Below are 21,521 nucleotides of genomic sequence, written 5' to 3' on the forward strand. Positions count from 1 at the left end.
AATTATCTGTCCGTCGACATACAGCTTATATACTAAAGAATCTTCCCCGGATTCATGATGTTATCAGGATCCAGCGCCGATTTTATCGCCGCCATATAGGCCGTGGCTGCACCCAGTTCCTTCACCAGATAAGGGCGTTTTCCTTGCCCTATTCCGTGCTCCCCAGTGCAGGTGCCTTCCATCGAAATAGCCATATCGTTCAGCCATCCAACGAAATCCTCAGCGCCCGCGACTTCAGCCGGGTTGTCCATATCGATCAACAACAGAGTATGGAAGTTTCCGTCTCCGACGTGACCCACAATCGGGGCCAGCAATCCCAACTCGGCGGCTTTGTCCTGTGCGGCTGTCACACATTCGGCCAGACGCGAGATCGGAACGCAAACATCCGTTGAAATCCCCTGCGCGCCCGGTCGCAATTGCAGGCTGGCCCAGTACATGTCGTGCCGGGCTTGCCACAGCTTGTTGCGCTCCTCGGTTGTCGAGGTGGTGGTGAAATCGCTGCCACCGAATTCTTCCGCGATTTGCCCAAAGGTCTCGGCCTGCTCAGCCGCTCCGCTGTCGGAACCGTGAAACTCCAACAGCAACAGCGGCGTTTCAGGCAGATCAAGTCCTGAATAGGCGTTTGCCGCTTTGACAGACATCTGATCCAGCAGTTCGATCCGGGCAACAGGAATTCCATATTGAATGGTCATCATAACTGCTTGGCATGCCGCATCCACTGTTGGAAATGAACAACGCGCTGAACTGATGGCCTCGGGTATACCATGCAGACGCAAAGTGATCTCAGTGATGATGCCCAGCGTCCCCTCGGCACCAATCAACAGACGCGTCAGATCATACCCGGCCGAGGACTTGCGGGCCCGATGTCCAGTGCGGATCACTTGCCCGTCAGGCATCACGGCCTCAAGGCTAAGCACGTTGTCTTTCATTGTCCCATAACGCACTGCGTTGGTGCCAGACGCGCGCGTCGCGGCCATGCCACCCAGAGACGCATTCGCGCCAGGATCAATGGGGAAGAACAGCCCCTGATCCCGCAGATGGGTATTCAGATCGGCGCGGGTGACACCCGGCTGTACCACGCAATCCAGATCACCGACATTGACGGCCAGTATCTTGTCCATCTGGCTCAGATCGACGGAAATCCCACCGGCAGGCGCATTCACATGCCCCTCAAGCGAAGTGCCTGTACCGAAAGGGATTACCGGCACTTTATGCGCGGCACAGACCTTAACGATATTCGCAACTTCTTCGGTAGAGTGCGGAAAGACCACCGCATCAGGGCTCTGGTTCTCGATCCAGGTCGTAGTGTGCCCGTGCTGCTCACGGATCGCGGCACCGGTCTGCAGCCGGTCCCCAAATCTTTGTTTCAGAACTCCGACAGCGGTTTCTATTCCGGATTCATTTCGCTGCAAAGCGGCTGCCTGCACCATTGCGTTCCCTTTCCTTCAGGCCGCGGCCTATAGCATTGCAGGCACAACCTGATCAGGCGGTCGATGGCCGTCCTCGAATGTCTTGATGTTGATGATGACCTTCTCACCCATCTCGATCCGACCTTCGAGCGTGGCCGAACCCATATGAGGCAACAAAACTACATTTGGCAGTTGCCGAAGGCGAGGATTTACGTCTGTGCCCTGCTCATAAACATCCAAGCCCGCGCCAGCAATTTCTCCCGCACGGATCATCCGGGTCAACGCGTTTTCGTCTACGACTTCACCACGTGAAGTATTCACGATCACAGCCGAGGGTTTCATCAGCTTCAATCGCCGCGCATTCATCAAGTGAAATGTCGACGGCGTCGACGGGCAATTGATCGAAATGACATCCATTCGTGCAACCATCTGGTCAAGGCTTTCCCAGTAGGTCGCTTCCAACTCTTGTTCAATCTCTGGGCGCAGGCGGCGGCGATTGTGATAGTGCACCTGCATTCCAAAGGCACTTGCACGGCGGGCAACTGCCTGCCCGATCCGGCCCATACCAAGAATACCCAACCGGCGTCCACCAACCCTGCCACCCAGCAAGGCAGTCGGAGCCCACCCGGCCCAATCGCCTTTTTGCATTACGCCCAGCCCCTCAGGGATTCGCCGAGTGACAGCCAGGATCAGTGCCATCGTCATATCTGCGGTATCGTCGGTCAGTACGCCTGGAGTATTCGAAACAAGAATGCCCCGCTGCCGCGCTGTCGCTACATCTATATTGTCGACACCCGCACCGTAGTTCGCAATCAAGCGCAAATTCTCGCCTGCATGCCCCAAAATACCGCCATCAATGGTATCGGTGATGGTTGGGACCAGCACATCTGCTTCTTTCACTGCGGCAGTCAGTTCTTCGCGTGTCATGGGATCATCGTTGTCCCGCAGCTTTACATCGAAAAGCTCGCTCAACCGGGTTTCCACCGCTTCGGGTAACCGTCGCGTAACGACAACACTCAGACGTTCTCTTGGCACCTTAGCCCTCCTACCGCTTTGCAAACAGCCGCGCGCCATGGCATCGTGGCGCAGGATTACACGGGGCACAAGAACCCCTTGGGCATCGTCTCAACCTTTTTTACGCACGATCGACAGGCATAAGAGCAGACAGGCAGTGAGTGCTAGTTTTTCAGTGAATCGCCATTTTGTGGCGTTGATCTCGGTGTTTCTTCTCGCGTTTGGCGTTGTGGCCGCGTCTGCGCAGGAAAAACGTGGCCAAGTCACGAATCTGCCTCTACCCCGATATGTCTCAATGAAAGCGGCCGAGGGTAATGTGCGCCGCGGCCCATCTCTGACCCACCGAATCGACTGGGTGTTCAAGCGACGCGGCATGCCGCTGCAGATCACGGCTGAATACGGAAACTGGCGCAAAGTGCAGGACCACGACGGCGCGGGGGGTTGGGTTCACTACGCTCTGCTTTCAGGCGTGCGGACTGTTCTCATAGAATCCGACTTGCTGCCGGTTTACACCCTGCCCGACTCAAATTCGCAGGTGAACGCGCATTTCGAAACCGGGGTTGTCGCCCGACTAGAGCAATGTACACCGGATTGGTGCCGCATTTCGGCCGGCGGCTATCGTGGCTGGACCCTCAAGAACAATCTTTGGGGGGTCGATCCCTCTGAAATTCGGGAATAACCACCCCTTATCCTGAATTCTGTGTTGGTTAACCCTCGGCTTGCCCGCTGCCGCGCTTGGCCAGTTCCTGATCCAGCAGCAATAGATTCCAGCGATCTCCGTTGGCCGCCTTGGCCTTATCCAAGATCGAAGTGAACAAATCCTCTTCCTCGATCTGCTCTGCCAAGAACCAGTTCAACATATTCTGCGTACTGTATTCCTTGACCTCGTGCGCCAGTTCGAACAACGCATTGATCTGCCCGGTTACTGTCTGTTCTTGCGCCAGAGCCTGTTCGAGCACATCAACAGGCGATTCATATTCCGTTTGCGGCTTGGCGATCCCCTCCAGGTTGATCCGGCCACCCCGCTTGGCGATAAAGTCGAAAATACGCATTGCATGAGTATCTTCTTCTACGGAATGCCCCCGGAACCAACTGGCGAAACCTGGCAGGTCCTGCGCCTCGAAATAGGCCGACATCGCCAGATAGGTATACGAAGCATGAAGCTCATTATTTATTTGCTTGTTCAATGCCTCTGCAACTTGCAAGTTCAGCTTCATAATAGGCTCCTTTTTTGGATAGCGGACAATAATCACCTAGGTGAGTGATCGGGAATTTTCAATCGTCATATTTTTATTTTAACACAATATTTCAACAGGTTAATATGCGCATCATGCAATTGAAACGCAGTCGCAGGTTGAAGTTCATATGCATAAACCAAAAGCTGCGCCTTTGCCAAGAAATCCAAGAAACACTCACCTGAACCAATCCTTGGAATTCACCATCTTTTCAGTATTTCGAACACTTACCAAAGAGCGGTAGACATCACCAAACCGCTGTCAGAAAAATTTGCAGATCGATATGATATTTGTCCAAAAAAGCCCTTGAACCCCGAAAGCAACAGTCGTAGATAGCCGCTCACCGTTGGGGTGTAGCCAAGTGGTAAGGCAGCGGTTTTTGGTACCGTGTATCGTAGGTTCGAATCCTACCACCCCAGCCATAAGAACAAGGGCACCACGCGGTGCCCTTTCTTGTTTGGTGTCCAACTTGGTGTCCAAACGCTCTTTTCAGCGCTTGGTGCGCCTTTAACCAAGCAAAGCTGTCACAACCTCAAAGGATGCCAGACCGCACAGCAGAGCCGATAGCTGCAAACGTGAGTTTGCCCGAGTGTTGAGGCGGATCACCAGTTGGCGGCTGGTGGGCGATGCCCAATACCGGCAACTTAAGTAAGTATTCGTCGCATCTCTCTTTGCAACGCCGCTCTGTTTCCTCGCGAACGTTTGTCTGTTGCCGCGGTGTGATTGATGCCGATCAGACGAGACCTGGCTATAATCTGAGAATTCAGCGAAGCAAGCACGTCAATGCGCGGATTCTTCTTTGGAACGTCCGATTGGATCACGTAGCCTTCTTCGCGAAGCGTGTCCGCTTCAGCACCAAAGTCAGCGATCAACATCGAAATTTGCACCAAATGGATCAGGTCGGAAGGTTTCCAATCGTTGTAGGCGCGCTGTTCCTGCAGCTTTTCAAAAGTGTAATCGCAGTTCTTGCCGCCGAAATAGGCAACCCTTTGGTTATTGTTGGGTCGGGGTCGACCGGCTCACGGCGAGTGTTGGGCAGCCTTATCATGGTTGTTTAGCGGCAATGACGTTGGGACAGGTCTGGCGATCAACCCACTGCTTCAATGTCTGCACCAGTTTCGCCGGCCAGCAATCGACCAAGGTGAAACAAGATCAAGGGGTCGTCTTCGCACTCGGCCAAAAGCGCCGCAAAGGATTGGCGCGCTTTGGGGTCACTCGCCTCTAGCAGCTCATACGCCGCCTTGTAATCTCTCACTTGATCGGTGTCGACAAGCGCCTCTGACAAGGGTTCATAGCAGGTCACCGCTTGCGTTTTGCCTTTCAGCAAGAGTCTTCCAATTGGTCGGCCAGAGAAGTTGTCGATCCCCTTGGCAACACTTTCCGAAGTGCAGATGCGCGTCCCTATCGTCTTGTTGGCCTGTTCCAGCCTTGCCGCAGTGTTCACAGCATCGCCATACGCTGTATAGTCGAAATAGCTCTTGCCGCCGAAATTGCCAATGATCGCATCGCCGCTGTTCACACCTATGCGCGTGTCTCCCAACGCGATGCCGCGATCCAGTAGTTTCTTCTGAAAACCTTGGGCAAATTCGTCGAGCGCCAAGGCGCAGGCCACCGCGTGCGCGGCATGTTCCGGGTCGTCAACTGGCGCACCGAATATTACTTGGATGGCGTCGCCTATGATTTTCATGACTGTTCCGCCGTGCGAAAAGATTGTTCGGGTCATGCCATCTAGGTATTCGTTGAGAATTTCGACGATCAGGTCGGAATCCGAGCTTTCTACCAGCTGAGTGAAATCGGCCAGATCAGTAAATAGAAAGGTTGCTACGCGGCGCTCGCCCTTGGCCTCTATTGCCTCTGGATCACGCGACAACGTCTCAACCACCGTAGGAGAGAAATACCGTGACAGCGTCAATCTCGCTTGCTCAGCTTTATCACGGGCCGTGCGCAATTGGCGGAGCAACTCAAGGTGTTCCAGCGTCTTGGCAATGGTCCGGTCGAGATCTTCGAACTCGATCGGTTTGGTCACGAAATCAAAAGCCCCGCGGTTCATAGCCGCGCGGATATTGTTCATGTCGCCGTAGGCGGAAACCATAACAGTTTGCAGATCAGTTTCCATCTCGCTCAACCGGTCAAGCAAAGTGAGACCATCCATCCTGGGCATGTTTATGTCGGAAAGGACGATATCTATTTTAGGGTTCTCTTCGAGAACTTCGAGGGCGTGTTTGCCGTCATGAGCAAACAATAGATCGAGTTCCCCTTCGCGTACGCGACGCCGAAACTTTTGCGAAATCAACGCTTCAAGGTCGGGCTCGTCATCGACAACAAGAATGCGAGGCGGCGTCACGTCGTATCTCCGACAAATTGTGAGAGCCGCTCTTTCAGTTCAACAAAATCGACGGGCTTGGTCAGGAACTGTTCCGCTCCCAGTTCCCGGACTTTCGCCTCGGTCGCTGCATCAACATAGGCGGTGATCATCATAACCGGTAATTCAGGCCAGCGAGCGCGTAGCTCCTGCAAAAGCTCGATTCCTGACATCCCGGGCATGTTGATGTCCGAAAGCACCAACATCACTTCTTCTTTCGAATGACTTATTGCGTCCAAGGCCGACTCGCCAGACCCGGCAAACCCAAAACTGTAGACTCCTTTTCGTATCTCCCGCCGAAAATTTTGTTGAATCAGGTCTTGTGCGTCGGGTTCGTCATCTACCATCAGAATTTGTCCAGTCATGCTAGGTCCCCCTGAGAATGAACCGGGACCGAAACGTCAAAAATCGTGTGATCCCCTGGCTTACTGTCCACAGTCAATGTTCCACCATGCTGCTTGACGATGGTATCATAGCTCAACGAAAGGCCGAGCCCTGTGCCTTCACCCGCGGGTTTTGTGGTGTAAAACGGTAGAAAAATTTTCTCCCTCATTTCTTCTGGAATGCCCGTACCATTATCGCGAATAGTGACGTTGACGCGGTCACCATTGGCTCGCGTCGATAGCCAGATCGTCGGTGAAAAGTCACCTTCTTCCGCGTCTTTACGTTTGTTGGCCGCATACATGCCGTTGCTGATGAGATTAAGAAAAACACGCATCAAATCCTGCGGATAGCAATCGATTTGGCCAACGTCAGGATCAATGTCGGCTCGTATTTCGACATTGAAACTGGAATCCTCCGCCCGAGCACCGTGATAGGCAAGGTTCAGCGCTTCTTCTGCTATCGGGTTTAGTGCAACACGTTGCAACTCGCTTGGCCCCTCGCGGGAATGCAGAAGCATGTTTTTAACGATGCTGTCAGCACGTTGACCGTGTTGGTTTATCTTGCCCATGTTGCCGCGTACTGTCTGCCATAGGTCCTTAGCTTCCTCGCGATCCTCTTCCTCCAGAGCAGCGATCGGGTCTTCTAATATCTCGTGTAATTCTTCCATCAACTCGCCAGACAATTTGGCAAAGTTGTTGACGAAATTCAGCGGGTTCTTGATCTCGTGGGCAATGCCGGCAGTAAGTTGGCCTAGGCTGGCCATCTTCTCGGACTGGATGAGTCGTTCTTGGGCTTGCCGCAGATCGTTGAGGGCTTGTTCAGCCGCATCACGCGCGTTGGAAATCTCCGCTTCACGCCGTTTTAATTCGGTGATATCGAAATACGTCAGCATGCGACCGCCATCCGGCAGGTCCACGCATTGGAAACTCAACGTCATGCCATCAGCCCGACACAACTCGCCCGGTGGCATGTTTCCTGCCCGTATTGCCTCGACCCGCATGGACAGCCAGTCATCCCAGTCTTTCGGCGCGACATCATAGACTCCTGTGCCCTTGTTGTACTCTATCAGCTCCTGCATAGTTGGGCGCTGGTCGATGAATTTCTGATCGATGTTCCAAATTCGCGCAAATGCCCGATTTATTATACGCGCACGTAAATCCGGTCCCATGAACAGAATTCCATAGTCGACGTGATCGATGACCGCGTTAAATTCTGCCAGTGCCGCTTTCAGAGCTTCGTCAGCGAGTTTGCGGTCCGTAATGTCAGTGTAAGTTGCAACTAGGCCGCCACCTTGGATAGGGTTGCCGATAATCTCAATCACCGTACCATCAGGACGAATACGTTCAAATTTGTGCGGTAAGAATTTTGCGGCCAGTTCCACCCGCTCGCGCACTTGGGTGTCAATGTCGCCCGGCCCATATTCCCCTCGTTCAGCATTGAACCGAAATGCCTCTTCCATTGTGAATCCGGGGCGAAAGCGTTCGCGAGAAAACTCCATGAGGTCGAGAAATTTCGAATTCAACGCAATTGTGCGCAGCTCTTTATCCACCAGCGTAATCCCCTGGCCCATGTTCTCCATTGTTAACTCGAGGATTGCTGATTGTTGTTCGATCTCCAGCTGTTTGGTCTTCAGTTCGGTAATGTCGGTATAGATCGAGACGATGCCACCATCCGAAGTGCGGTGATCCGTAATCTGCAGCCAGTACCCGGCGACTAGCTGTTCGCGTGGTTCGCCCGAGGCTTTCATGCGCTTTTCGGCAATTCTCTCAAGATACCCTTCTACTTCTCCTTCGGAAAGTGGAAATAGGCCGCGCTTGATGCCGGCACCGATGATCTCTTCGAATTTCACGCCGGGTACGACCTTGTCGGCGAGTTCGCTCATGTAGGTGCGGTAGCGCTCATTACATACAGCTAGCCGATCCTCGGCATCCCACAATGCAAAACCAGACGAAATCGCTTCAATTGCGTCTTCAAACCGCTGCCGTGCGGCCTGCGCATCTGCCTCCCTGCGTTTGAATTCGGTTATGTCGTTGTAAACCATGATGCGGCCACCATCAGGCAGGCGACGTTCGTTGAGCATGATCCACACACCGTTGCCCAACTCTAGTTCCCAGTTCGCCTTTGGCTTCTCCCAAGCGACGCGGCGGGCAGCGATCCAACCGTCAACGCCGTCTGGATGTTCGGTAAACATCCCAAGCTCATAGCCGTTGCGGATCATGTCGAAGAATTCGCGGCCCTCATAGATTAGGTTGCTCAAATCGGCGCCGCCAGCGGCGTCGCTGAAGATCTGGACGTAGCGGTCGTTGAATAACTCGACGCGATTTTCAGGTCCCACCAAAAGCAAACCATCGGCGATCGTTTCAATTGCTCCGAGTAGCCGACCTTCAATTCGGGCAATTCGTTCCCGTGCATCCCGGATTTCAGTTATGTCGCGCACGGCACCGACAAGCCGGACGACCCGGCCTTCGGCGTTTCGCACACCAACGCCTCGGTCGTGAACCCAACGGTAACCGCCATCACGCGCCCTCTGCCGGTAGTCACATTCAACAGCATCAGTCTCGCCCTTGAAATGGTTAACGATTGCCTTGACATAAGCGTCGTAATCATCCGGGTGGATCTGCTCGGCCCATCGTTCCGAAGACGAATTGGCCTCGTCCAAACTGAGTAGATCGTTCAGGTCAGCAGAGACAAACAGAACATCATTGGTCACGTCCCAATCATAAATTCCATCGCTGGTAGCTTGAGTGACCAACTGGTATCGTTCCTCACTTGCGGCAAGGGCTGCATCCCGTTCAATCTTGGGTGTAATGTCCCGAATTGCGGCCACCATACGCGTCGCGTAGCCGTTAGTGTCGCGAATCGAGGTGCCGTGATCCGATACCCAGCGCCACTTGCCGTTAGCTACTTTGAGTCGGTACTCACATTCCCATCGTTTCTTCTCGCCGGATATATGCGCCTCCAACTCTGACAAGTAAGAGGGCAAATCGTCGGGATGAATAATGTCTTGCCATACCCACGTTCTCTCTCCCTTAGGACCGGTCTCAAGCCCTAGGAAAGTCTCAAGTCGTGGGGACGCATAAAACTGGTCGTCGGTAATATGCCAATCGTAGATTGCCTCTTCCGCAGCGTCTGAAACAAGCGCGTAGCGCTCCTCACTTTCTCGCAATGCTCTCTCTGCTTTTCGTTCGGCGGTGCGGTCCTGATAGGTGACCATCGTTCCTCCAGAGGCCGTTCTGCGATAGCTGATCGCTAGAACCTGCCCGTCTGCCATCTCATGCTCGAGCGCGCGCTCACCAGAGGCACCAATCTCGTTCATTCGATCGGCCACTAGCCGATCAGTGTTGCCCGCGCCAAAATCTCCGCGTTCGGCATTGAAATGCAGCAAATCTTCTAGACTAACACCACGGCGGCAGAGCTCTTGTGGGTAGCGTCGCATCTCGCGAAATGCGGGGTTGCAGTAAACCAATCGGAGTGCGTCATTGAATATGCCGACACCAACATCCAGAAGCGCAATACCTTCTTCGTACCTGTCTGCTTGGCTTTTTTGGTCAGCGCCATTCATATCCAGTTCCCCCCCGTGGAGAAGAATGACTGAGTCAAAGAGTTTAGTCAAAAAACCAACCGTAAAAGCTTGGTTATAGTGAACACGAGCTCTTGTAGAAAGTTCTTGCAATTCAAAGGGTGACGTAGCTTACCGCTCCAGAGCTTACCAAGCCGACAAACCCGTTCCACCAGCCTTTAGGTCACGTGCGTTAGTTACGGCATCCCCGTAAGGTCCGCTTTGTCCCGCACAGCGGTCATTGAGGCAATACGCAGCGAAGGTTTGCTCTGAGCCCAAATCGACGGATGCTGCGCTGGGGTTAAATGTCCGCTTTCAGCGAGCTAAATCGGCGGTTAGTCTTCCATCGCTTCATAAATGCCTGTTTCGAGTTTGTTTTTAATTACGCTTAGCAGGCGCCTGGCAGCTTGTTCATCGTATGATTTCAGATCTAAAAATTTCACAGCTGCTTCCAGTTCTGCGGCCGCTGCGGCTTTTCCTTTGGGGCCGAGACCTCTGATCTCTGGCGCCAATTTCTTAAACACCAACGACCGCAGCCTTAAGCGCATTTGATCCGCACCTTGTCCACCAGACGAGGTATTATAGTCGACACCGTCCGACCCACCCCCAACAGAGCCAGACGAGGTATTGTAGTCTACGCCGTCCGAACCATCCTCAACAGAGCCAGACGAGGTATTATAGTCGACACCGTCCGACCCACCCCCGACAGAGCCAGACGAGGTATTGTAGTCGACACCGTCCGACCCACCCCCAACAGAGCCAGACGAAGTATTATAGTCAACTCCATCTGCACCCGCCGCCGCACTCGCCGATGGTAGTGGTTGGGTTGGCTTTTTTCGGGCCGGTGGGTCCAGTTTTGAAAACGTCCCGTTTGCAAGCTTGGCCGTAAGCGACTTGATTAAACGCTTCGCGATATCGGCATCGAAGTTTTCTTTATCTATTGCTTTGGCGACTTCGTCCAACTCTGGCTCGGCTTGCGCACGCCCTTTTGGTCCGAGGTCGCGAACCAGCGGTGCAAGTTTACCCATGACCAATCGCACAAGTTTTTGTCGGTCGTCATCGTTGTCTTCGTCGTCTGCTAATATGGCGTTACCATAGTCAGCGGTGGATGTACCTAAAGCACCGGCGCTAGGTAATTTTTGGGTCGGTTGGCGAACCGGGGGTACAACAGAGGCTGCATCTTGGTCGTCAGACAACGAAGCTGCCATGTCAATATTAGCCACCTTTAGAGTGCAAATTCCGCTAAGTTGTTTGTTTAACTTGTCGAGAACCTTCCCTTTAATTTTGTTTGGGTCCTCTGCGCAAAGGGTCACCGTTTTACCTTTTGTCACGATCTTTCCGCGAGTTATTTTTTTTCCTGGTACCGAAACTTTCTCATCGTCGCCAAATGCTACGAGATGAAAGCTGTCTTTCAAAACCTTGTGGTTGGTCAGAATGAAATTAGTCGCACCACCCTTGGTTTTCGCGCCAAACGCTGTCTTTTCTTTGTCTTTCAACCTTTGATCCTTTCATGTCTGCCGCCCATTTCATTCAGTCACGCGTGTCATTTAATCTCAACAGCTTTCTCATAATGATGAAAGGTGAATGTGACTTTGCGAGTGGCTCCCTAGTTCTTCATAAATAATCTCTACTGAGGGCTCAAAAGTCCGTTGATCATTGACGAAGGGGTGAAAAATCGCAGCGGCCACAATAAGAGGCTACTTTCCATATTTCTTAAGCAGCAGATGCATCGGTTAAATGCGCTGCTGCATCCGCTAAGTCCCGACAAGCAAGAACGAAGTAGATCAAGCTTGATCTGAACGCGGAATTTGCGCCCATTGTGCTCAAGTTCGGTTTTGTCCGCTTCGCGGTTGTTCAGATGCACTGCCGCGAACGTCTGCTTCGAGTTTAGAGCTGACTTCGGCGAAGTCCGCGGCATCGGTCGTCAATTGCGGATCAAAGGCATTCTCTTCAGCTGCAAAGCCAACTGATCAATTGAGTGAAAGCTGACACTTGATTTGCCGGAGATCCATGTTCAGCTCTGTCCCGGAATGACAGAAACCATGCTTTCAATCCTCCACGGAGGGTGTCCAAATACTCCGTATTAGAAATTGGCCCTCAATAAGAATAAACTGAGCGCTAGTGCCGATCTCCACCCTGGGCAAGGGCTCAAGTTAGGGCGATGAACGGCCTCGATGCCATGCTGGTTCAACAGTCCGGTTCGTCCGAATGTGAGAAATTGGTGCGCGCGGCAGCGAAGGTGAAGTTTGCGTCCGGCGACAATTTTCCATCGGTAGAACCAGACAGAATGGATATACCTAAGTGTACCCCGCCTCAAAGAAGCTTGAGATCATCCGCACGGTCGAGGCACCGCACCTGCCAACCCGGCAAACCCTGAAGATGCTCGGCATCCCCAGCAGCACATACTACGACTGGTATGCCCGCTGGAGCGATGGTGGTGTCGATGCCCTGGCTGATCGTTCGCCACGGCCCAAGTCAGTGTGGAACCGCATCCCGGACAAGGTACGCGAGGATGTTGTCGATTTTGCCCTTGAGCATGAAGACCTGACGCCGCGCGAACTGGCGGTCAAATACACCGACGAGAAGCGGTACTTCGTCTCGGAAGCATCCGTTTATCGCATTCTCAGCGCCGAGGATTTGATCACGGCACCGGCCCAACGAAACTGTGGCCGTCAAACACTTGCGGCGGCCAGTCGAGCGCCACACCAGTGGCTTCCGCGATCCCGATATGCCAGTTGCGCGAAGCCTGATCGAGCCACATTGTTCCCGCAGCATCGGACGCATCGGTTGCCAGTTCACCATGCAGGCGTGGACCGATGTAGTCTTTGGGCAGCAGGATATGGGCAAGCTGGGCATAGTGACCGGGTTCATTCTGTTTCAGCCAAGAAATTTTGGGGGCAGTAAAACCGGGCAACGGAAGGACACCCGCAATATGACCAATCTGCGGCAGGGCTACGCGTAGTTCATCGCATTCGATTGCGGCCCTGCTGTCATTCCAGAGGATTGCCGGGCGGATTGGGCACAGCGTACGATCCAGCAAAACGGCCCCGTGATCTGTCCGGACAAACCGACGGCCTTCGCCTCTGACAGTGGGATTTGCTCTGCAAGCTGCTTCAATGCGTCGCGCGTCGCCTGCCACCAAAGGTCTGGGTGCTGCTCTGACCAACCGGGTTGCGGCGAGGACGTCTCGATCCCTGCAGAAGATATCGCAAGAATACGATCAGTATCCGCGCAGACAATCTTGACCGCCGACGTTCCGATATCAATCCCGAGATACATTTTTACCCCTCGACCTGCACAAACGTCCGGAACTTGTCTTACTCTTGATTTTTTATCGCGCGTAAAGAATATGTAAAAATAGGATAAGATCAAGACGGCTATGATCCGCAGGCAGACTGGCATGACTAAGATTAAGAATATGGAAGAGTTTGCGGCCCTCAGCGGCATCTCGCGGCCTACGGTATCCAAATACTTCCACGATCCCGACAGCGTTCGCCCAACGACAAGGGCGCGTATCGAAGAGGCGCTCGAACGGTTTGACTATCGCCCGAATATCTATGCTGTAAACCAGAACCGGAAGTTGACCAAGAATATCGGCATCGTCGTGCCCTATCTGGCCGATCCGTTCTTTGCCGAAATCGCGCGCTATCTGGAGCAAAGCTGTATTGCGGCAGGCTATCGCCCTTCCCTTTTTAGCGCCCACGGAGAACAAAAGCTGGAAAACGAAATTCTGGATGGGCTGCAATCCATGAAGCCCGCCGGGGTTTTGTTGGCACCCCTGGGTCGGATTTCAGACCGATCGGCGATTGAGAAGTTCTGCGTCAATGTACCGACTGTTCTGTTTGACAGTAACCTTGATGGGCTGGGTGCCGCGTTTATCGGATCGGACAATTTCAGCTTTGTGTCTCAGACAGTTGAATACATGACCCGGACGGGCGAGCCTCCATCATTCTTTGAAATGCGCACACCTGCGAACCCAAACGCCAACAAACGAAGGAAGGCCTATGTCGCCATGATGGAGCGCCTCGGGTTCGAGCCGCATATCATCAAAGTCGACGGGAAAGGATGGGCTTTCGAAGAGATTGGGCACAGAGGCGCGCTGAAAGTTCTTGAAGAGCGTGAATTGAAAACGAACTCCGTTCTGTGCAGCAATGACCGGCTGGCTATTGGCTTTCTTGCGGCCTGCTATGAACAGGGGATTCGGGTCGGCCGGAAGGAGGGCTGCACGCTGCGCGTGGCCTCAAATGACGATCATCCGTTCGCAAAGTTTACGTGCCCTTCTCTGACGACAGCCGCACATGACTACGACAACGTAGCCAGCCGAAGCGTCGAAACTTTATTCGAACTTATTGAAAACGGTGGAAAATTTGAATCACGAACTGAGACACTTTTCCCCGCTCGACTTGTTTTAAGGGACTCTGCGTAAATCAAAATTTTAACGCGCGTAAAGTTTTTATTGACTGCGCGACAACTTTCACTCTACGCTCCCTGCACGACATCCAAGCTCAGGGAGGACAGGGATGTATCTGAAACACGCACTTCGTGCGGCGACTGCATTGACATTCGTCGCCACGGCAGCAGCCCACGCGCAATCCATCACCATAGCGACCGTGAACAACGGCGATATGATCCGGATGCAGGGCTATACCGACAAATTCACCGAGGCGACCGGCATTGACGTCGAATGGGTGACGTTAGAAGAAAACGTGCTGCGTCAGCGCGTAACGACCGACATCACGACCAAGGGCGGTACGTTCGACATCATGACAATCGGCATGTATGAAACGCCGATCTGGGGCGCAAATGGCTGGCTGGTGCCGCTGGATGGCCTGTCCGAAGAATACGACGTTGGTGACATTCTGCCAGCGATGGCAGGTGGGTTGAGCCATGACGGAACGCTTTTCGCGGCGCCGTTTTATGGTGAAAGCTCGATGATCATGTACCGCACTGACCTTATGGAAATGGCGGGCATGGAAATGCCTGATGCGCCGACCTGGCAGTTCATCAAAGAGGCCGCCGCCGCGATGACCGACCGCGACGCCGAGATCAACGGCATCTGCCTTCGCGGCAAGGCTGGTTGGGGTGAAGGCGGAGCCTTTATCACTGCGATGTCCAATTCATTCGGTGCCCGCTGGTTCGACGAAGAATGGAAGCCTCAGTTCGATCAGCCCGAGTGGGCAGATACACTGAATTTCTACGTTGAAATGATGAACGAGTCCGGTCCTGCCGGCTATGCCACCAATGGGTTTAACGAAAACCTGTCGCTGTTCCAGCAGGGCAAATGCGGCATGTGGATCGACGCGACAGTTGCGGCGTCTTTCGTGACCAACCCTGACGACTCTACGGTCGCGGATCACGTAGGATTTGCGCTGGCACCTGACACAGGATTGGGCAAGCGGTCCAACTGGCTTTGGGCGTGGGCACTGGCTATTCCTGCTGGCACACAGCAAGAAGATGCTGCCAAGCAATTCATCGAATGGGCGACCTCAAAGGACTACATTGAGCTAGTGGCCGAAAGCGAAGGATGGGCAAACGTTCCCCCGGGTGCGCGTACGTCTCTGTACGAGAATCCGGAATACCAAAAGGTTCCGTTCGCCAAGATGACACTGGACTCAATCCTGTCAGCTGATCCGAACAGCCCGACGGTGAAACCCGTCCCGTACGTTGGCATCCAGTTCGCCGCAATCCCGGAATTCGCAGGCATCGCCACACAGGTGAGCCAGGAGTTCTCGGCAGTCTATGCCGGACAGCAATCCGTGGATGAAGCGCTGGCCAAAGCGCAGGCCTTCACCGCAGAAGAAATGGAAGCCGCAGGTTACTGAGGCATCCCTCCCCGCGGGCGGGCAGAGTTCTGCCCCCCGCTCCGCCCTTCCACAACTCGCGTTTTTCTCGCAGGCTGGGTTACGCCTGAACAGAGAGGGTTTGCGTTATGGCTACTCAACATTCCCGATCCGTTGCTCGCCTGATGATGGCACCTGCAGTGGTCCTGCTACTTGGCTGGATGCTCGTGCCGCTGACGATGACGCTGTATTTTTCCTTCAAGAAATACCTACCGCTGCGCGGTGGGGATCTGGGCTGGGTCGGGTTCGACAACTATGTCCGGTTCGTCTCGTCCAGCTCCTTCTGGCCCGCTGTGCAGGCGACGCTGGTGATCGTAGGCGGTGTGCTGGTGATCACAGTGGTGCTGGGCATCCTTCTGGCGATGCTGCTGGACCAGCCCATGTGGGGTCAGGGTGTTGTCCGCATCCTCGTGATCGCACCCTTCTTCGTCATGCCGACGGTTTCTGCGCTGGTCTGGAAGAATATGTTCATGGATCCAGTCAATGGCTTGCTGGCCCATCTGTGGCGCTTTTTCGGGGCCGAGCCAATCTCATGGCTCTCCGAGGCGTCGATGACGTCGATCATCATGATCGTCTCATGGCAGTGGCTGCCCTTCGCGACGCTGATCCTGCTGACCGCAATTCAGTCGCTGGACAGTGAGCAGCTGGAAGCAGCCGAAATGGATGGTGCCCCGGTGCTGAAGCGGTTCTATCACATAGTCCTGCCGCACCTCAGCCGCGCGATAACCATCGTGATCCTGATCCAGACGATCTTTCTTCTGTCGATCTTCGCCGAGATCTTCGTGACCACCGGCGGCGCGTTCGGCACCCGCACCCTCACCTACCTGATCTTCCAGCGCGTGCTGGAAAGCCAGAATGTCGGCCTTGGATCTGCCGGAGGTGTCTACGCCATCATCCTTGCCAATATCGTTGCGATCTTCCTGATGCGCATCGTCGGCAAAAACCTGGACGCGTGAGGAGGAACGACCATGGCCCGCGCCGTCACATCCCGTCGTAAATCGCTGAACACCGCCCTTGCCTGGGCCGTTGGTCTGCTGATCTTTTTCCCGATCCTTTGGACGATCCTGACCAGCTTCAAGACCGAAGCGCAGGCCATCGCAAGCCCGCCCCTATTCTTGAATTTCGACTGGACGCTTGAGAACTACGCCATTGTGCAGGAACGGTCGGACTACATGCGGTTCCTTTGGAACTCGGTCATCATCGCAGGCGGCTCGACCATACTGGGTGTGATCATAGCGGTGCCTGCTGCGTGGGCGATGGCGTTTGTGCCATCCAAACGCACCAAGGACATCCTGCTTTGGATGCTGTCCACTAAGATGCTGCCCGCGGTCGGCGTTTTGTATCCGATCTACCTGCTGTTCATACGTCTGGGCCTGCTGGACACGCGTGGCGGGCTGGTCGTCGTACTGATGCTGATCAACCTGCCGATCATCGTCTGGATGCTTTACACCTATTTCCGCGAAATCCCCGGTGAGATTCTGGAAGCCGCGCGGATGGACGGGGCAACACTGAAAGAGGAAATCCTCTATGTTCTGACGCCCATGGCCGTGCCCGGTATCGCCTCGACGGTCTTGCTGAACTTCATCCTAGCGTGGAATGAAGCGTTTTGGACGCTCAACCTCACCGCTGTCGATGCTGCCCCGCTGACGGCCTTTATCGCCAGCTACTCCAGCCCCGAAGGCTTGTTCTTTGCCAAGCTCAGCGCGGCCTCGACCATGGCGATTGCACCAATTTTGATCCTTGGCTGGTTCAGCCAGAAACAACTTGTCCGCGGCCTGACTTTCGGCGCTGTGAAATAAGGAAGACGACTTATGGGACGTATTCAACTCAAGTCAGTGACCAAAAGCTTCGGCGACGTTGAGGTCATTCCACCGCTGGACTTGACCATAGGAGACGGAGAATTCACCGTCTTCGTCGGCCCCTCGGGTTGCGGCAAGTCCACTCTGCTGCGGCTCATTGCAGGGCTGGAGGATATCACGTCGGGCTCCATCGACATTGATGGCGCGGATGCAACAGACGTGCCGCCCGCCAAACGTGGTCTGGCCATGGTGTTCCAGTCTTATGCTCTGTACCCGCATATGACGGTGCGCAAAAACATCGCCTTTCCCCTGCGCATGGCCAAGCTGGATCAGGCCGAAATCGACAAACGTGTTGAAGGTGCCGCGAGCGTCCTAAACCTGACCGATTATCTGGACCGGCGCCCGGGGCAATTGTCGGGCGGGCAGCGTCAGCGCGTTGCTATAGGCCGGGCTATCGTACGCGAACCCGCCGCGTTCCTGTTCGATGAACCTCTCTCGAACCTCGACGCAGCCTTGCGCGTTGGCATGCGGTTGGAGATCAGCGAACTTCACGAACGCCTGGCGACCACGATGATCTACGTGACCCACGATCAGGTTGAGGCGATGACAATGGCCGACAAGATCGTCGTTCTTCAGGCCGGTGTGATCGAACAGGTCGGCAGCCCGCTTGAGCTGTACCGGACGCCGCGCAACCTGTTTGTTGCAGGGTTCATCGGCTCGCCTAAAATGAACTTCATCGAAGGCCCCGAGGCGGCAAAGCACGGCGCTCAAACCATCGGCATCCGTCCTGAACACATCACCGTTTCCGAGACCGATGGTGAATGGTCAGGAGTGGTCAGCGTCTCTGAGCACCTTGGCTCGGACACCTTCTTTCACGTCCAAGAGACCGGCCTGGCTGAGACAATCACAGTCCGTGCAGATGGCGAAGTGGGCTTCCGCCACGGGGATCGCATTAATATGACACCGCGGGCTGACGTAATCCACCGGTTCGACGCGAAAGGCTTGCGGATCGAATGACACGCTTGGCTGGCAAAACCGCCCTGATCACCGGGGCTGCGCGAGGCATCGGATTGGCCTTTGCCAAAGCTTACGTCACCGAGGGCGCACGTGTTGCCATCGCAGACATCGACATCCAGCGCGCGAGAGACGCAGCTTCTGAAATCGGTGAGGCTGCTTTGGCTATCGAGATGGATGTGACCAACCTGCAGAGCATAGATGAGGCGGTGGCAAACACAGCTGCCCATTTCGGTCTCATTGATATCTTGATAAACAACGCAGCCATCTTCACCGCCGCACCAATCGTTGAGATCGAGCGCATGGATTATGACCGCGTTTTTGACATCAACGTTGCTGGCACCTTGTTCACCATGCAAGCCGTCGCGCGCCACATGATTGAAAAAGGGACCAGAGGCCGGATCATCAATATGGCGTCACAGGCCGGGCGAAGGGGTGAACCTTTGGTCGCTATCTACTGCGCCAGTAAGGCGGCAATCATTTCTCTGACTCAATCGGCGGGGCTGGACCTGATATCTTACGGTATCAACGTGAACGCGATTGCCCCCGGTGTCGTCGATGGCGAACACTGGGACGGCGTAGATGCGTTCTTCGCAAAACACGAAGGCAAACCCCCCGGCCAAAAGAAACGCGAAGTCGCCGCAACCGTCCCTTATGGTCGCATGGGCCGGGCTGATGACCTGACCGGGATGGCTGTATTTCTGGCTTCTGACGATGCCAATTACATCGTCGCACAAACCTACAATGTAGACGGCGGAAACTGGATGAGCTGATGGATCCTGCAGCGAATGCAAAAACTCCGGTGCGACTGCGACTCGACAGCCTTGCAGACCTGCCCGCTAATGTCAGGCACCCTGCCTATCAGCGTTCGGACCTGACGCCGGGAATTGTCCATATCGGGCTTGGCAATTTTCACCGTGCGCATCAAGCGTGGTACATTCACCAGTTAATGCAGCAAGGCCAAGCCCATGATTGGGCGATCATCGGGGCCGGCATACGAAACTACGACGCGGAGATGAGAGAGCGTCTGCTGGCTCAGGACTGTCTGACCACGTTGATTGAGCTAGACCCTACAAGGACATCCGCCGAGGTCATTGGTCCGATGGTTGACTATTTACCGATTGAGGCAGGTAATGTTGCCTTAATCCGGAAGATGGCCGACCCTGCCGTTCGTATTGTTTCTCTCACAGTTACCGAAGGCGGGTACTATCTGATCTCCAACACCGGTGCGCTTAACACCGATCACCAAGATATCCGCTACGATGCCGCAAACCCCAACCTGCCTCGAACGGCGTTTGGCTCCATAGTCGCGGCACTCAAACAGCGCCGAGCAAATGGCCTCAAACCCTTCACCGCGCTAAGCTGCGACAACCTACAGGGCAACGGCACAATCCTGCGGAACTGCGTAGTTGGCTTGGCGCGCATGTCTGATCCTGATCTGGCCACCTGGATTGATCAAAACGGCGCGTTTCCCAACTCGATGGTAGATTGCATCGTGCCAGCAACGACTGACGAGTTGGTATCGCAATGCCACATCCTTGGTGTGGATGACCGCGCTCCTGTCTCGCACGAGAACTTTCGTCAATGGGTGATCGAGGATGAATTCTGCGCCGGGCGACCACCCCTTGAGCAGGTTGGGGTAACGCTGACCCAGAATGTTCACAGCTATGAGTCAATGAAACTCCGCATTTTGAACGGAGGCCACCAACTTCTCGCAAACGTTGGGGAAATTTTGAATGTCCCGACGATTTCATCCTGCATGCAGGATCCGGACATCCTGGCATTCTTCAGAACGGTTCAGATCGAAGAGATTCTGCCTCATGTCGAGGCTGTCCCCGAAACGACAGCGAAAGAGTACCTTGAGTTGGTTGAGAGGCGATTTGCAAACACAGCGATTCATGACACAACGCGCAGGGTCGCGTTCGACGGATCGGCGCGGCATCCGGGATTTCTACTGCCATCGCTACGCGATGCACTTGCATCGGGCTCTTCAGTAATTGGGCTTGCGCTGGCCGAAGCATTCTGGTGCCGGATGTGTGCGGGGGTTCGTGAAGACGGTTCCGAAATCGCCCCGAATGATCCCCTTTGGGAAAATCTATGTGAAACCGCGTTGGCTGCCAGAACCGATCCAGGACTGTGGCTCGAACAAAGTCTGTACAGCGGTGACTTTGACCGCGGCACACAATTTTCCAACGCCTTTGCCTCGTGGCTAACCAAGATCTGGCAACGTGGTAGCCGAGCAGTATTAGCTGAGTATGTCGCGACCAATTCATTGTCGCACTAACTTCGCGTTACTTCGATCAATGGGTCGCGGACACACATTGTTGTTTTAGGATGGATCGGCAATGTCCGCCTCAGACACTCGGCCTTCGAAAAATACTGTTACAGCCACAGCCTGCTTCCCTCCGATCCCGCAAAACATCGAATGACCGACAAGGCACCAAATACCAAAGTGATCAAAAGCAGAAATGTGCGACACGAAACTCGACTCAAACCGACTTACGAGCACTGCCAATTGAGCAAAATTCCTTTATATTGTTAAATTTCAATATGTTGACAATAGACCCTGCCACTCCAGCCACGAATGCACGAAAACCAATGAAACCTAGGGGCAAAATCTGTGCCTGACACGCAGTGTGTACCAGTCCTCAGCCACTGTAGATTAGAGTGCAACGCACCCCAATGCGCGAAAGCGCGCTGACACGTCCGGTCAATATCTAATCACAGCTCTGATCTTTGAATCCGTCGAGCGGCCGGTCGAAATGGCACCGGAGAGAGAAATCGTGCTCGTTCAGTCCAGCATGTGAGGACGCGGAGTTGAATTAGCAACTTGATGCGCCGCTGAGAACCGAGGTTTCAAGCACCAGACAAACTCAAATCTTAAGTCGCGATCACGCCAGGCGAA

General features: G+C 54.3%; 16 protein-coding genes, 1 tRNA gene and 2 pseudogenes. 10 read left to right on the top strand and 9 right to left on the bottom strand.

Annotated features, from left to right (window positions below):
- Positions 1–32: 32 nt before the first annotated feature.
- Both G7G_RS0120340 and G7G_RS0120345 read right to left on the bottom strand, forming a co-directional pair.
- Positions 33–1,430 (bottom strand): FAD-binding oxidoreductase, encoded by a 1,398-nt coding sequence (locus G7G_RS0120340; protein ID WP_010443313.1) that lies wholly within the window; start codon positions 1,428–1,430, stop codon positions 33–35.
- 27 nt (positions 1,431–1,457) lie between these two features.
- On the bottom strand, positions 1,458–2,444 hold the full coding sequence (locus G7G_RS0120345; protein WP_010443314.1) for a 2-hydroxyacid dehydrogenase: 987 nt from the start codon (positions 2,442–2,444) through the stop codon (positions 1,458–1,460).
- Between the two features lie 154 nt (positions 2,445–2,598).
- Here G7G_RS0120345 and G7G_RS0120350 point away from each other — a divergent pair, with 154 nt between their 5' ends.
- Positions 2,599–3,102 (top strand): SH3 domain-containing protein, encoded by a 504-nt coding sequence (locus G7G_RS0120350; RefSeq protein ID WP_010443315.1) that lies wholly within the window; start codon positions 2,599–2,601, stop codon positions 3,100–3,102.
- Between the two features lie 28 nt (positions 3,103–3,130).
- Here G7G_RS0120350 and G7G_RS0120355 read toward each other — a convergent pair whose 3' ends face one another.
- Positions 3,131–3,640, bottom strand: coding sequence for a ferritin (locus G7G_RS0120355; RefSeq protein ID WP_010443316.1), 510 nt, complete (start codon positions 3,638–3,640; stop codon positions 3,131–3,133).
- Between the two features lie 365 nt (positions 3,641–4,005).
- On the opposite strand from G7G_RS0120355, the gene G7G_RS0120360 reads away from it, so the two are divergent.
- Positions 4,006–4,080: transfer RNA gene (locus tag G7G_RS0120360), tRNA-Gln, on the top strand.
- Between the two features lie 222 nt (positions 4,081–4,302).
- On the opposite strand, the gene G7G_RS0120365 is transcribed toward G7G_RS0120360, so the two are convergent.
- The 5 genes from G7G_RS0120365 to G7G_RS0120390 form a co-directional block, all read right to left on the bottom strand.
- The gene (locus G7G_RS0120365) at positions 4,303–4,533 is read right to left on the bottom strand and encodes a hypothetical protein (protein WP_029622222.1); all 231 of its coding nucleotides are present in this window, start codon (positions 4,531–4,533) and stop codon (positions 4,303–4,305) included.
- A 212-nt stretch (positions 4,534–4,745) separates the two neighbouring features.
- Positions 4,746–6,002: an adenylate/guanylate cyclase domain-containing protein gene (locus tag G7G_RS0120375; protein ID WP_010443319.1), complete on the bottom strand. Its 1,257-nt coding sequence runs from the start codon at positions 6,000–6,002 to the stop codon at positions 4,746–4,748.
- Positions 5,999–6,385: a response regulator gene (locus tag G7G_RS0120380; RefSeq protein ID WP_010443320.1), complete on the bottom strand. Its 387-nt coding sequence runs from the start codon at positions 6,383–6,385 to the stop codon at positions 5,999–6,001. The genes G7G_RS0120375 and G7G_RS0120380 overlap by 4 nt, the downstream gene beginning before the upstream one ends.
- The gene (locus G7G_RS23780) at positions 6,382–9,966 is read right to left on the bottom strand and encodes a PAS-domain containing protein (protein WP_010443321.1); all 3,585 of its coding nucleotides are present in this window, start codon (positions 9,964–9,966) and stop codon (positions 6,382–6,384) included. Before G7G_RS23780 ends, G7G_RS0120380 begins: the two co-directional genes overlap by 4 nt.
- A gap of 332 nt (positions 9,967–10,298) precedes the next feature.
- Positions 10,299–11,459, bottom strand: coding sequence for a hypothetical protein (locus tag G7G_RS0120390; protein ID WP_010443322.1), 1,161 nt, complete (start codon positions 11,457–11,459; stop codon positions 10,299–10,301).
- A gap of 808 nt (positions 11,460–12,267) precedes the next feature.
- Here G7G_RS0120390 and G7G_RS24775 point away from each other — a divergent pair.
- Positions 12,268–12,618, top strand: a pseudogene (locus G7G_RS24775) (helix-turn-helix domain-containing protein); the annotation flags it as partial.
- On the opposite strand, the pseudogene G7G_RS25025 reads toward G7G_RS24775, so the two are convergent.
- Positions 12,605–13,410 (bottom strand): annotated as a pseudogene (locus G7G_RS25025) (FGGY family carbohydrate kinase). The pseudogenes G7G_RS24775 and G7G_RS25025 overlap by 14 nt on opposite strands.
- On the opposite strand from G7G_RS25025, the gene G7G_RS0120405 reads away from it, so the two are divergent.
- The 7 genes from G7G_RS0120405 to G7G_RS0120435 all read left to right on the top strand — a co-directional run bounded on the left by G7G_RS0120405 (position 13,364) and on the right by G7G_RS0120435 (position 20,900).
- Entirely contained in the window at positions 13,364–14,389 is a 1,026-nt protein-coding gene (locus G7G_RS0120405; protein ID WP_010443325.1) for a LacI family DNA-binding transcriptional regulator, read from the top strand. The pseudogene G7G_RS25025 and the gene G7G_RS0120405 sit on opposite strands and share 47 nt — an antisense overlap.
- A 94-nt stretch (positions 14,390–14,483) precedes the next feature.
- Positions 14,484–15,785, top strand: coding sequence for an ABC transporter substrate-binding protein (locus G7G_RS0120410; RefSeq protein ID WP_010443326.1), 1,302 nt, complete (start codon positions 14,484–14,486; stop codon positions 15,783–15,785).
- Between the two features lie 107 nt (positions 15,786–15,892).
- The gene (locus G7G_RS0120415) at positions 15,893–16,759 is read left to right on the top strand and encodes a carbohydrate ABC transporter permease (RefSeq protein ID WP_010443327.1); all 867 of its coding nucleotides are present in this window, start codon (positions 15,893–15,895) and stop codon (positions 16,757–16,759) included.
- 12 nt (positions 16,760–16,771) lie between these two features.
- A complete protein-coding gene (locus tag G7G_RS0120420; protein ID WP_010443328.1) occupies positions 16,772–17,602 on the top strand; it encodes a carbohydrate ABC transporter permease in 831 nt (276 codons plus the stop codon).
- A gap of 12 nt (positions 17,603–17,614) precedes the next feature.
- On the top strand, positions 17,615–18,619 hold the full coding sequence (locus tag G7G_RS0120425) for an ABC transporter ATP-binding protein (RefSeq protein WP_010443329.1): 1,005 nt from the start codon (positions 17,615–17,617) through the stop codon (positions 18,617–18,619).
- Positions 18,616–19,389 (top strand): L-iditol 2-dehydrogenase, encoded by a 774-nt coding sequence (locus G7G_RS0120430; RefSeq protein WP_010443330.1) that lies wholly within the window; start codon positions 18,616–18,618, stop codon positions 19,387–19,389. Before G7G_RS0120425 ends, G7G_RS0120430 begins: the two co-directional genes overlap by 4 nt.
- Positions 19,389–20,900, top strand: coding sequence for a mannitol dehydrogenase family protein (locus tag G7G_RS0120435; protein WP_010443331.1), 1,512 nt, complete (start codon positions 19,389–19,391; stop codon positions 20,898–20,900). The genes G7G_RS0120430 and G7G_RS0120435 overlap by 1 nt, the downstream gene beginning before the upstream one ends.
- Positions 20,901–21,521 lie beyond the last annotated feature (621 nt).

Origin of the sequence: Ruegeria conchae (assembly GCF_000192475.1) — a bacterium.
Taxonomy (GTDB): Bacteria; Pseudomonadota; Alphaproteobacteria; order Rhodobacterales; family Rhodobacteraceae; genus Ruegeria; species Ruegeria conchae.

What these genes read in the sequence shown, in the direction of transcription:
- G7G_RS0120410 (WP_010443326.1), top strand. Translation starts at nt 14,484, where the DNA reads ATGTATCTGAAACACGCACTTCGTGCGGCGACTGCATTGACATTCGTC.
- G7G_RS0120430 (WP_010443330.1), top strand. Translation starts at nt 18,616, where the DNA reads ATGACACGCTTGGCTGGCAAAACCGCCCTGATCACCGGGGCTGCGCGA.
- G7G_RS0120340 (WP_010443313.1), bottom strand. Translation starts at nt 1,430, where the DNA reads ATGGTGCAGGCAGCCGCTTTGCAGCGAAATGAATCCGGAATAGAAACC.
- G7G_RS0120415 (WP_010443327.1), top strand. Translation starts at nt 15,893, where the DNA reads ATGGCTACTCAACATTCCCGATCCGTTGCTCGCCTGATGATGGCACCT.
- G7G_RS0120425 (WP_010443329.1), top strand. Translation starts at nt 17,615, where the DNA reads ATGGGACGTATTCAACTCAAGTCAGTGACCAAAAGCTTCGGCGACGTT.
- G7G_RS0120420 (WP_010443328.1), top strand. Translation starts at nt 16,772, where the DNA reads ATGGCCCGCGCCGTCACATCCCGTCGTAAATCGCTGAACACCGCCCTT.
- G7G_RS0120355 (WP_010443316.1), bottom strand. Translation starts at nt 3,640, where the DNA reads ATGAAGCTGAACTTGCAAGTTGCAGAGGCATTGAACAAGCAAATAAAT.
- G7G_RS23780 (WP_010443321.1), bottom strand. Translation starts at nt 9,966, where the DNA reads ATGAATGGCGCTGACCAAAAAAGCCAAGCAGACAGGTACGAAGAAGGT.
- G7G_RS0120380 (WP_010443320.1), bottom strand. Translation starts at nt 6,385, where the DNA reads ATGACTGGACAAATTCTGATGGTAGATGACGAACCCGACGCACAAGAC.
- G7G_RS0120435 (WP_010443331.1), top strand. Translation starts at nt 19,389, where the DNA reads ATGGATCCTGCAGCGAATGCAAAAACTCCGGTGCGACTGCGACTCGAC.
- G7G_RS0120405 (WP_010443325.1), top strand. Translation starts at nt 13,364, where the DNA reads ATGACTAAGATTAAGAATATGGAAGAGTTTGCGGCCCTCAGCGGCATC.
- G7G_RS0120365 (WP_029622222.1), bottom strand. Translation starts at nt 4,533, where the DNA reads ATGTTGATCGCTGACTTTGGTGCTGAAGCGGACACGCTTCGCGAAGAA.